The 11,764-nt window shown below is 55.1% G+C and carries 10 protein-coding genes and 1 pseudogene; 5 read left to right on the top strand and 6 right to left on the bottom strand.

Translation table 11 applies throughout. The features are described 5' to 3' along the window. Nucleotides 1-193 precede the first annotated feature (193 nt). The 4 genes from ACR3EH_RS13690 (at nt 194) to ACR3EH_RS13675 (ending at nt 3,736) form a co-directional block, all read left to right on the top strand. Nucleotides 194-523 (top strand): hypothetical protein, encoded by a 330-nt coding sequence (locus ACR3EH_RS13690; RefSeq protein ID WP_171186555.1) that lies wholly within the window; start codon nt 194-196, stop codon nt 521-523. A 153-nt stretch (nt 524-676) separates the two neighbouring features. Then, nucleotides 677-1,570, top strand: a complete 894-nt coding sequence (locus ACR3EH_RS13685) for a primase-helicase family protein (RefSeq protein ID WP_171186557.1) — start codon at nt 677-679, stop codon at nt 1,568-1,570. Between the two features lie 818 nt (nt 1,571-2,388). Then, nucleotides 2,389-3,249: a phage minor head protein gene (locus tag ACR3EH_RS13680; protein WP_216601638.1), complete on the top strand. Its 861-nt coding sequence runs from the start codon at nt 2,389-2,391 to the stop codon at nt 3,247-3,249. After that, nucleotides 3,242-3,736: a hypothetical protein gene (locus ACR3EH_RS13675; RefSeq protein WP_171188637.1), complete on the top strand. Its 495-nt coding sequence runs from the start codon at nt 3,242-3,244 to the stop codon at nt 3,734-3,736. Before ACR3EH_RS13680 ends, ACR3EH_RS13675 begins: the two co-directional genes overlap by 8 nt. Before the next feature lie 410 nt (nt 3,737-4,146). Here ACR3EH_RS13675 and ACR3EH_RS13670 read toward each other — a convergent pair. Then, nucleotides 4,147-4,269 (bottom strand): annotated as a pseudogene (locus ACR3EH_RS13670) (IS6 family transposase); the annotation flags it as partial. A 123-nt stretch (nt 4,270-4,392) separates the two neighbouring features. On the opposite strand from ACR3EH_RS13670, the gene speB reads away from it, so the two are divergent. Continuing rightward, the gene (gene speB, locus ACR3EH_RS13665) at nt 4,393-5,367 is read left to right on the top strand and encodes an agmatinase (RefSeq protein WP_171186683.1); all 975 of its coding nucleotides are present in this window, start codon (nt 4,393-4,395) and stop codon (nt 5,365-5,367) included. Between the two features lie 33 nt (nt 5,368-5,400). Here the strand turns inward: speB and ACR3EH_RS13660 are convergent, their stop codons facing one another. The 5 genes from ACR3EH_RS13660 to ACR3EH_RS13640 all read right to left on the bottom strand — a co-directional run bounded on the left by ACR3EH_RS13660 (nt 5,401) and on the right by ACR3EH_RS13640 (nt 11,644). Then, complete coding sequence (locus tag ACR3EH_RS13660; RefSeq protein WP_171186584.1) at nt 5,401-6,621, bottom strand: aminopeptidase P family protein; 1,221 nt, start codon at nt 6,619-6,621, stop codon at nt 5,401-5,403. A 162-nt stretch (nt 6,622-6,783) separates the two neighbouring features. Next, the gene (locus ACR3EH_RS13655) at nt 6,784-7,995 is read right to left on the bottom strand and encodes an ABC transporter permease (RefSeq protein ID WP_171186587.1); all 1,212 of its coding nucleotides are present in this window, start codon (nt 7,993-7,995) and stop codon (nt 6,784-6,786) included. A 5-nt stretch (nt 7,996-8,000) separates the two neighbouring features. Beyond that, nucleotides 8,001-9,275: an ABC transporter permease gene (locus tag ACR3EH_RS13650; RefSeq protein WP_171186589.1), complete on the bottom strand. Its 1,275-nt coding sequence runs from the start codon at nt 9,273-9,275 to the stop codon at nt 8,001-8,003. Nucleotides 9,276-9,343: 68 nt separating this feature from the next. Next, entirely contained in the window at nt 9,344-10,435 is a 1,092-nt protein-coding gene (locus ACR3EH_RS13645; RefSeq protein ID WP_171186591.1) for an extracellular solute-binding protein, read from the bottom strand. A 108-nt stretch (nt 10,436-10,543) separates the two neighbouring features. Further along, nucleotides 10,544-11,644 carry an ABC transporter ATP-binding protein gene (locus ACR3EH_RS13640; protein ID WP_171186593.1) on the bottom strand — a complete coding sequence of 367 codons (1,101 nt, stop codon included), beginning with the start codon at nt 11,642-11,644 and terminating at the stop codon, nt 10,544-10,546. Nucleotides 11,645-11,764 lie beyond the last annotated feature (120 nt).

Here is an 11,764-nt window from a genome sequence, read left to right as displayed (position 1 = left end):
CGGAACCCGTGCCGAACGCCGCGCAAAAATGATGGATTTGAAGATATGAAAAAGGAGCGACTACAGGCGAAACTCGCTGACATCGCTGAATTGGATTCTGCCGTGGACCGCGACGCGGCACTCCACAAACTGTGGCTCAAGTTAAAAAAAGAAAGGCGTTCGGAAGGGTACGCTGGAAAAGTCTCTCAAACACATGATAACGGCGCGAGACGGAACCAGCGTAGGCGAGCAGCTGGCCGAACTGTTCGCTGACGGCGAATACTTCGTTCTCCGCCAGGGCGGGAAAGTCCGTGTGGGGTATTGGGCCGAGGAAGCGTTCAACGCGGACGGCGATACCCGGAAAGTGTTGAACCTGATGACCCGCGCCGATTTCGCGTTGCTGATGGAAAACGAGTTCATAAGGGTCGGCAACGAAAACGAACCTGCGAGCCGCCTGTGGCTCGAAAGCTTGGACCGGCCTACGTACCTGTCGGTCGCCCTCGACCCTACCGGCACGGTATCCGAGGACGTACTGAACCTCTGACAGGGGTTCGGCGTCGTACCGAAGCATGGTGACTGCCAGATCATCCTCGACCACATTTTTGACGTGCTGTGCGCAGGCGACGTGGAATTATATGAGTACGTTATGGACTGGTTCGCGCTCAAAGTCCCAAACCCGACCCGTGTGATGGGTACGATGCTGGTGTTCCGGTCTGGGCAGGGAACCGGGAAAGGCATCATTCTCGAAGACCTGATGATGCGGATTTTCGGGCAGCACGGGCTGCTGGTCGATGACGCGGAGCAACTGACCGGCAAGTTCAACAAGCACCTCGCAAACGCCTGCTATGTGTTCGCTGATGAGGCGTTGTTCGCGGGCGATAAACGGGCGGCGCAGAAGCTTAAACGCCGCGTGACGGGAGGAACCATCGCAATTGAGCCGAAAGGCATAGACAGCTTTTCTGTGGCCTCATCGATGGGCATCGTGGCCGCAACCAACCGGGACCATGCAATCCAAATCGACGTGGACGACCGCCGCGTGATGGTCTGCGAGGTCGCAGACCATCGGAAAGACGACACTGAATACTTCAAGCCTCTGCACGACCACATTCGCGGCGACGGTGCGGCGCACTTTCTGCAAAAAATGCTCGACCGCGACGTGTCCGGCTTCAACCCAATGGCTGACCGCGTGATCACGGAAGCGACCTTGGAACAGCGCGCTAGGTCACTCACGGGGCCGCAGCGGTGGTGGGCCAGCATCGTCGAAGATGGCGAACTACCCAACGATTTTGGGCGGGCATCGTTCTCGAAAGCAAACGGCGAAGATAACCCAATCGGAACGGGCTGGGAGGGGCACTCATTCACGGTTTCTAGGCGGAGAGTTCGCGAGGTTTATGAAGAATGGGCGCGCTGTCACGGCAACGAGCGATACAACGTTCCATACGGAAAGGCCCTCTGGAACCAACTTCGTACCTGTGGTGCATTCGATTTGGAGGTTTCTGAATCCAACAGTGACCGACAGGTGATTATCGGTGATTTGCCGAGCCAAGAAAGAGCGTTAACCGATTTTCTCAGGGGCGCTGTGCGCGATTAGAAAGCAACAAAGGCAGAAAATTCAGAAAATATTCAACTCTCTTACGGGGAAATGGACCTACTAAAACACACACGCATGTCCCCTTATGAGAAACCTCAAGTTTTCTTTGTTCTGCTGCCTTTCTGTAGCGCGCGCGCCCGTGGATGCGCCGCGCGCCGATTGGGGCGGTGTCAAGAACCGTCATGAGCGATGCAAGCAAACCGCGCAGGCCCTCGAAACCCCAAACCAATAGCGATCGGGGTGCACAAAGAGATCGACCTGGTACCAGAATGCAGCGAGGTTTTTATTCGATCGAGAGGCAGGCCACGGTTCTGGGTTTTATCAGGCCAGAGAAAATCCCGAAAATGCCCCCCCACCCCGACAAATACACCGGGTCCAGTGGAGCTGGGCCTACCCACAGCCTGTCACCCCTCCGAAAAAATTTTTTTAAATTTCCTGAGAAACGCCACAGCTGCCAACCGAAGCCCACCACCGAAATTTTTTTGATTTTCCGAATACAAAACCTCAGACAGCGGCAAGCTAATCGCTCATCCATGTCCGTTTTGAGCTTTATGCATACGTTTGCTGAAAAGTCCTGAACGACTACTATGCGGGACTTTTCTGCCTTTCAATTGTTCACCTCAAAGGTCTGCTTCATCGAAGTAAACAACACTAGCCCACAAAAGCAGGTTCTTTCCAGCCATTGACTATCGAAGGAGCTTTAGAGCTATGGTGGCGACTAGCGCATTTATTCAGGCTGATAAGCGCACTCATGGTTAACCATTTCTAAAATGCTGAACGGCACAATTGTGTGCCGAACAAAAGGCCTAGTGTGCGATGTGACCCTGATTGAACCCCAAGAATATCGAGAAGCCTTTGTGCAATATCTGCGCAAGGGCACGCCAATCCGTTTTGAGACGAAGAACGCCAAACCTGCCACCCACTACATCTGGCGAACGCGTCGCGATGGTAAGGTTCGGTCAGCACATGCCGAACGCGAAGGCCAGATTTTTTCATGGGACAATCCACCAGAAGGCGGACACCCTGGGGAAGACTACGGTTGCCGTTGCACGGCGGAACCATATTTCGCCGAGGTTTCCGAGTTTATGGAAATTGCCTTGCAGGGTGTCTCAGGTAGTGGTGCCGCTTGGAGCAGTAGTGATTTTGTGAACCACTATTACCGTGGCAATGGTCGAGGCGTCACTGTACGCGAGACCGGCCACCTTTCCGCAATCGTCAGTCAATACATGGCTTTGGTGGATAAAAACCTGAAAGACCAAGTTGAGAGGGCAGCTCGCGAGAAGCGCGATGGCAGTTTCTCTGATACGTTTTACAACACCTATGGCATGACAGGTGTCGTTTTCAGTATTGGTGATACAGTGATCGGCGGGGAATTTTCAGTGAACGTCGAAGAACAGCATGGTGTGCTGGCCGTTGAAGGCTCAATTGAGTTCTATTTGAGGGACGAATTTGCTGATCCGGCTGATATAGGTGTTGAAGTCATTGATCCAGGAGAGACGATTTTTGAGAACATACACAGGCCGCTAGATAACTACCTTCGGGGGCGCACCGGCCTTCCACCGCGTGGTCCTCAACGGCTCGGGATTCAAACTGGTGAACCGTATTCAATAACTGACGATTGGTCGGGAACCTTGAGAGGACAAATCTACCTAGACCCTGCGCGAAGTGCCTATGGATAAATTCCGCGTCCTTTTCGTTACCGGAACATGTGTTGCAATTTTTGCAATCGCCTTCTCTTGGGGTGTTCCAACACGCTGCGTTCAGCTTCCGAACGGTATGAATATCGGCAAGCAAGCCGTGATCGACCTGAACAGGCCATATTTCATACCCGATATTGTCCCAAAGTTCAGAAACGGACGGTCGCTACTACCTGGAGACGCATGGCCGTTCTTTACCACAGAAACAACAGTTCACGGGCTTGCGCTAGAAACCGATCCCGAAGATGATTTCTGGTTCGCATGGCGTGAAGACACTGGTTTGGTCCTAAAGAAAGAAAACCTTTCGCTTTATGAAACGCTCGTTTCCGAAGCTGGCGCACCGATGGGCAACAAAGGTATCAATGTCGTAGGTTCTCATGTCGTGATGATGGAACTGCAAAGACGACCGGAATATGCCAATCAAACGTGTCGAACGCGATGGGTAACAATCGGAACGGGTAATCTCTAGGCCGCAACCGCCTCAGCACTGTTTTTCGCCATTTTTATATTCCGCACGGTGGTCGCGTGCCATTTGCCGCCCCGCGTTCAATTCCGGCGCGATCTGGCGAAGGGATGCAACACAGCCGACCTTCGCGCGTCGCGCAGCATAGTGCATTTTGGGCTCGGCCCAGACCTTCGCTGCAATTAGCCCAAATGGCAGCTTTGCGCTTCATCGCAGACGTTTGAGGTCTAAGATTTCATACCCACGCACAGCTCGGTCGAAAGCGCCCTCGCGCAGCGTCAGAACCGCGTGCGATCTTCCCTTCTTGGTTGTTCAGGTCGATAGTTGCGTTGGCGGCGGCCGGAGTAAGGACCCGTATCGAAATATGTCCCTTGACTAAGGCGCATACTTTCAGCGAACTGGGTAAGGGCATCCACCTGTTCATCTTTGAAAGCTTTCACAATCCGAAGCGAGAGTGGGAAACGGAAGTACAGCATTACTGCTAGGTGGATGATCTCGGGGCTGGCTTTGAAGTACTTGAAGGAGGCGGGTCTGGTCATGGGCAAAAGCTACGCAACCGTCCTCCCTCTATCAAGCAAAGTTCATCTTACAAGACCTTCCAATTCAGTACTTACTTATGTTCACATGCAGTGGAAGGGACACTTCCAGTGAAAGGAATGCAAGTGCAAGGTCATGGATATGCGTCTGGGCGGCTAAATTTACCCTTCGTAGGAATCTCGACTTTTGGCAAATCTCCATATGTCGAAAACTGGAACAAAATTGACGCCGACGTTTGCGTGCTCGGCGCACCGTTCGACTTTGGAACCCAATGGCGCCCAGGCGCCCGTTTTGGCCCTCGGGCCGTGCGAGAGGCATCGACCCTTTTCAGCTTTGGCCATGCTGGCGCCTATGATCATGAGGACGACGCGACCTATCTGGACAGCTCGGTTCGGATCGTCGACCTGGGCGATGCGGACATAGTCCACACCAAGACCGAGACGAGCCACAAGAACATAGCCTTTGGCGTGCAAAAAATTCTCAAGGCCGGGGCACTTCCGCTGGTGATTGGCGGTGATCACTCGGTCAACATCCCCTGCATTTCCGCATTTAAAAGCGACTGCTCTGAAAACGGCCCGATACACGTTGTTCAAATCGATGCGCATTTGGACTTTGTAGATGAACGTCATGGCGTCACCAACGGGCACGGAAATCCCATGCGCCGCGCGATCGAGAAAGACTATGTTTCAGGGATGACCCAATTGGGCATTCGAAATGTATCGTCCACCGCTAAGGAAGGGTATGACGACGCGCGTGCGCGCGGATCGGACATCCTGTCGGTGCGGCAGGTTCGCAGATTGGGAACAGAGGCTGTTCTTGACCGCATTCCCAAAGGCAAACGGTACTATGTTACAATCGATATCGATGCGTTTTGCCCCTCGATCGCGCCAGGAACCGGAACTCCGAGCCACGGAGGCTTTTTGTACTATGACGTTCTGGAAATCCTTCAGGGACTGGCAAAAAGGGGTGACGTGGTCGGCATCGATCTGGTCGAGGTGGCCCCCGCCTACGATCCCACTGAAAGCACTCAGATTCTGGCGGCGCAGCTTCTGCTGAATTTTCTGGGTTTCATTTTTCACGAACGTGCCCGACGCACATGAAAAGCGGGTGGAGCCGAAGCGCCACCCCAAACCTCAGGCGTCGATAACGTTGTGCCCCGGCCCGTAGGGAAAGCCGGTGATGTTTTCGGCTCCGTCTTCGCCCACAACCAGAATATCGTGTTCCCTGTAACCGCCTGCACCTGGCTGGCCTTCGGGTATCCACAGCATCGGCTCAATCGAGACCACCATGCCGGGTTCCAGCACTGTATCGATGTCTTCGCGAAGTTCGAGACCGGCCTCGCGACCATAGTAGTGGCTCAGAACACCAAACGAGTGCCCGTAGCCGAAGGAACGATATTGAAGCAGGCCTTCGTCGGCAAAGAACCGGTTGATCTCGGCGGTGATACCGGAACAAGTGGCGCCGGGTTTGATCAGGCTCAGGCCAAGTTCATGCGCGGCCACATTGGCCTTCCACAGGCGCAGACTGTCGGCATCCGGCTCGCCCAGGAACAGGGTCCGCTCCAGGGCCGTATAATAGCTCGAGATCATCGGAAAGGTGTTCAGTGACAGGATATCGCCTTTTTGCAACGCGCGTTTGGTGACCGGGTTATGCGCGCCGTCGGTGTTCAAACCCGATTGGAACCAAACCCATGTGTCACGGTATTCCGCATCCGGGTAGGCCAGCGCGATTTCCACTTCCATCGCGTCTCGGCCGGCCATCGCAATTTCGATTTCGGTTGCGCCCTCGCGGATTGCGGCATGGATCGCAGCGCCACCCACATCGGCAGTGCGCGCTCCACCCTTGATCAATTCGATTTCTTCCGCGGACTTGATCATACGCGTGCCCATGGTGTCGGCGGCGATGTCAACCAACTCTGGCTCGCCCAGCATGTTCAGCGCCGTGTCGCGCGCCGCCAGCGTTATGTGGTCGCCTTCGACGCCGATCCGTTTCGCATTCCCGATCAGGCTCGCAACTGCCCGCCAGTAGTTGTCGCGTTTCCAGTCAGTATAAATCACGTTGTCTTCAACCGACCGGCGCCAGGGTTGCCCGGCATCAATATTGGCGGAAACGGTGGTGCAGTTGTCTTGGGTTACAACACAGCCATAAGGGCGCCCGAACGCACAGTATAGAAAGCCCGAATAATACGCGATATTCTGCATCGATGTCAGCAACACCACCGGAATATCCCGCTTGGCCATGATGGCGCGCAGCTTGCCAAGACGGCGGTCATACTCGGCTTTGCTGAACGGCAACGGGGCCTTGTCGCCATTGTGACAGGTGAAGAACTGAGGTCGGTTAGAAATGTCAGTCATCCTTGGTCTCTCATCTATGCCGGGCGTGCATTTCCCGGCCACATGTCCCGGCGTTCAGGACAGGCGGCCTCGGGGTCCGAGAGCCGATCACCTCATTCGTCGCCGCGACGCCATCGCAGCAGAGATGAACAGGTGAATCGTTAGATCAGACGGTTTGCTGCGTCAAGCGGGCGAAAGACCCCGCAGACGCTCCGATCTACGTCGCAACAGTTCGACCGTCGTCAGCAGGGCGATGGACAGGACCACAAGGATTGTCGCGACCGCCAGAATGGTTGGACTGATCTGCTCCCGCAGGCCGGTGAACATCTGCCACGGCAACGTCTTTTGCGAGGCGGAGCCGACAAACAGCACCACAACTACTTCGTCGAATGATGTGATGAAGGCGAACAGGCCACCCGAGATAACGCCCGGCAATATCAATGGCATCTGTATCTTGAAGAAGGTCCGCACAGGCCCTGCGCCCATATTAGCCGCCGCCCGTGTCAGAGATCGATCAAAGCCGACCAGTGTCGCCGTCACGGTAATGATCACAAAGGGGATACCCAGCACTGCGTGGGCCAGGATAACTTTCAGATAGCCTACGAAGTTCTTGTTCATGCCCAGTGTACCTTCGAGGAAACGCCCGATATCACTGTAGAAAAAGAACATACCCGTCGCCGAGATGATCAGCGGCACAATCATCGGCGAAATCAGAATTCCCATGATTGCGCGGCGTCCGGGAACGTGAGACTGGCTGAGCCCGATCGCGGCCAGCGTTCCCAACGTTACCGAAATAACCGTCGCAATCGGCGCGATGATCAGCGAGTTCTTGAAGCTGCGTTGCCATTCGTTATTGGTGAAGAAATCTCGGTAATGCTTCAACGAATAGCCTTCCGGATCAAGCCTCAGCATCTCGGGCGTGAAGGTAAAGAAATCTTGCGCATTGAAAGACAATGGCAACACCACCAGAATCGGCGTGATCAGGAAGACGAAGATCGCACCACAGATCACGCGAAACAGGTAGTGATAGAAAACCTGTTTCGCTGTCAGATATGGCAGCAGTTTGCGGCGATAGCGGCCCTCATAAAGCCAGAATATGAACCACGCGAAGAACCAGCCGCCCAGCAGGCCCAGAACGCCACCCATCGGGCCCGAAAACAGAATTCCGGCTACGCCGAAGCCGAGGATGGTGATCCAGCGGGCCAGGTTCTCATTCTTCAGAACAGCGATGTAGATCCAGGCCAGCGCCGCGATAATGGCGGCTCCGCCAATAATGCCCAGAAAGATCGAACCGTTTCCTGCGCCAACGAAAACACCGGCAAAAGCCCCTGCCAACGCGACGCTTGGCAGGACCATGGACATCGGTTTGCGGGAAATCGGAGTAAGTGCGGCCATGTCGATTATCCCAGCTTCACGTTATCAATGCCAACGATTTTGTCGTAACACCAGTATAGCAACAGCACGACGGCCAACAGGATCGTGCCCAGCGCAGCCGCAAGCCCCCAGTTCAGCGAGGACGAGATGTGATACGCAATCCGGTTCGAGATGAAGACACCTTTTGTGCCGCCCACAATCTCGGGTGTGATGTAATAGCCGATGGCCAGAATGAACACGAGGATCGACCCCGCGCCGATGCCTGGAATGGATTGCGGGAAATAGATGCGCCAGAAGGTCGTCCAGTTCGTCGCGCCCATAGATTTCGCGGCGCGGGTGTAAGATTCGGGGATCGTCTGCATCACCGAATACATCGGCAGGATCATGAAGGGCAGAAGGATATGCGTCATCGCGATGATCGTACCGATCTGGTTGTTGATGATGACAAGTCGGGCGTCATCGGCCACCAAGCCAAGCCAGACTAGCGTTTCGTTGATTACACCCTGTTGTTGCAACATGACCTTCCACGCCGAGGTTCGCACCAGCAGCGAGGTCCAGAAAGGTAACAAAACAAGGATCATCAGCAGGTTTGACACCCGCATTGGCAGGGTCGCTAGCAGGTAACTGACCGGATAGGCTAACAAGATACAGGACGCGGTGATCACCAGCGACATGAACAAGGTGCGTCCGAACAGCTTGATCAGGATCTGCTTGTCCTCGGGCTGCGCCTGCGCGCCTTCGGGTGTGCGGCGCATATCGACCGCGTTCAGGAAGTATCCATTCGTCACAGCGGGCGAGTGCGTCTTGATCACCGCCCAAGTCTGCGGGTCCCCCCAACCCTCGTGGATTTCGATCACTTGATCCTTGAACGGCCCATCTGTTTCGGGGTCCAGCTTGCCCATTTTTCGACCCGAGCGGCGGAACATCGAAGACATGCCTGTCTCTTCGTAGTTCAGACGCGAGCCCAGTCGGGTATGTGTCTTGTTGTCGACAGCCACGACCATATCCTGGACAAAGGCGTCATAGACGGCCTCGTCCGGCAATTCGCCGCTGTTTTCATCCCAGCTTTGCAAGGCCTCGACGGTCAGGGGCAGCGTTTCCTGCACAATGCCGTTTTCCACCGAGCGGAACAGCATCGACGCTATCGGAACGATGAACGAGAACAGAACAAACAGCAGCAACGGGGCAACCAACATCAGCGCCCGCAGTTTTTGCCGCCGAAGCGAGCGCGCCAGCGATTGCTTGAGCGGCGTTCCGTCAGCCGCCAGCATCGGCCCCGCATTTTGGGTTGCGTCGGTCATATAAGCCCCTTGGGTTTTGTTGACCAAGGGCGGCGCACCGCCCCCGGCTATTTTATGAAATTAGGCTTTTATTGTGCCAACCACGCCTGGAATTTGGCGTCGATGTCGTCGCGGTAGTCCGCCCAGAACTCGTAGTTATACAGGAAAGTGTTCTTAGCGTTTTCCGGATCGGTCGGCATATGTGGTGCCATGTCGATACCCAGTTCCGCGTGTTGTCCAACCAGCGGAGCGGACGAAGCACGAGCTGGGCCATAAGAGATGTACTTGGCCTGGTCGGCCAGACGCTGCGTGTCTGTCGCGAACATGATGTAGTCCAGAGCGCGCTGCTGACGCTCTTCGCTCAGGCCAGCCGGAATGATCCAACCGTCCAGATCGAACACTTGCGCGTCCCACAACATGGCGACAGGCTGCTTCTGCTCTTCGATCACACTGAACAGTCGACCGTTATAGGTCGAGCCCATGATGACTTCGCCATCGGCCAGCAACTGCGGTGTATCGGCACCTGCGGACCACCAGACGACGCTGTCCTTGATCGTGTCGAGCTTGGCCAAGGCCTGGTCCTGACCTTCAGGTGTGGCCAGCACGTCATAGACGTCATCCTTGGCGACGCCGTCGCAAAGCAGAGCCCATTCCATGTTGTTGATCGGACGCTTTTCGAGCGAGCGCTTGCCCGGATAGTTCTCGAGGTCGAACACCGCGCAGATCTCGGTCGGCGGGGTGTCACCAACCAGATCGGTGCGATAGCCGAACGTGGTCGAATACACAATCTGCGGGATAAAGCAGTCGCTCACCAGAAGATCGCCGAAATCATCCGCGGCCGAGGTGCCATCGGGTGCAGGTGCCAGCATGGTATCGGGGTCGATTTCCATTGCCAAACCTTCATCGCACAGACGGATCGCATCCGCTGCCACAACGTCGACCACATCCCACGTGATGTTGCCCGCTTCGTTCATCGCGCGCAGCTTGGCCACAGCTTCGGCCGAGCTGTCATCATTCAGAATGGTGACGCCTGTCTTTTCCGAATAGGGCTCGTGATAGGCCTTGAGTTGCGATTTGGAATAGGCGCCGCCCCAGGAAACGATGGTCATTTCCTCGGCAGAAACACCACCCGCCGCAATGGCGACGGCGGCCGTTGTCAGAAGGGTTTTAGTTGCTTTCATGTGTAGATTACTCCCAGTTGGTCCCGTTTATGTGTGTGGTCAGCTGATGCACGGGTCTTCATCAGCCGGTCCCTCTGATTGAGCTGTGCTTGTTTCGCGCAGCTTGGTCTATGCGTCGAGCGCACGACAATCCTGAGCCAGCCAGCCGATCTCGATCTCCTGACCGGGGGTCAGGCGAATTGCGTCTGGTGCGTTCCGGGTTTTAACGATGAACTCATCATTCCCCGCAACGGACATGCGGAAACGGAACACATCGCCCATGTATATGAACTCTTTGACCGTAGCCTTCAGCGTGTGAGCATCGGCATGCAGGCGATCTTTGTTGAATTCCACACGCTCAGGCCGGATTGACACTTTGGTCCTTTCACCCGGCGCGTGAACATTGATAGGCACCGCGTCAATCTCAGATCCATCATCCAGTTGCACAAGGCACGTGTCACCATCAATCGATTTTACGGCACCTTCCAAGGTGTTGTTTTCCCCGATGAACTGAGCAACAAAGCTGTTTTCCGGTTCTTCATAGAGCTGATCAGGCGGAGCAAGCTGTTGAATACGACCGTCGTCAAAAACGGCGACCCGGTCAGACATGGTCAGCGCTTCGGTCTGGTCGTGGGTCACGTATACGGTGGTGATACCCAATTCGTGCGCCAAGCGTGTGATCTCGAACTGCATGTGCTCGCGCAACTGCTTGTCCAGCGCGCCCAGCGGTTCGTCCATCAGAACCAATTCGGGTTCGAACACCAGCGCACGGGCCAGCGCAATCCGCTGCTGTTGGCCACCGGAAAGCTGAGCGGGACGGCGCCCCCCAAAAGCGCCCATCTGAACCATATCCAGAGCGCGTTGAACCTTTTCCTCCCGTTCAGACTTGCCCAGTTTGCGGACTTCCAAGGGGAAAGAAAGGTTTTCGGCAACTGTCATATGCGGAAACAGAGCGTAGTTCTGAAACACCATACCAATGCCACGTTTGTGCGGCGGGATATTGTTGATAGGCTTCCCATCCAACAGGATTTCGCCATGAGTGGCTGTTTCAAAGCCGGCAAGCATCATCAGACAGGTTGTTTTGCCCGAGCCGGACGGCCCGAGCATCGTTAGGAACTCACCCTTTGGCATTGCCAGATTAAGGTCTTTAACGACGAGATTCTCGCCATCATAAGACTTTTGAACGCGTTGAAATTCAACAAACGCGGCATCGTTATTCGTGTCGGTCACAAGACCCCCTGTTGCGTCAATTGATTATCCGATGAGTTCGGATTTCATTGATCTGTAGTCATCAGTTAAGACGATGCAGTGGGCGCTTGGCAACATTAGATGACGTTTTTTCGCTTTTTC

This window comes from Ruegeria sp. BG7, from assembly GCF_056535685.1.
The sequence above is the reverse complement of the archived record's forward strand: the minus strand, read 5'-3'. Positions and strand labels throughout refer to the sequence as shown.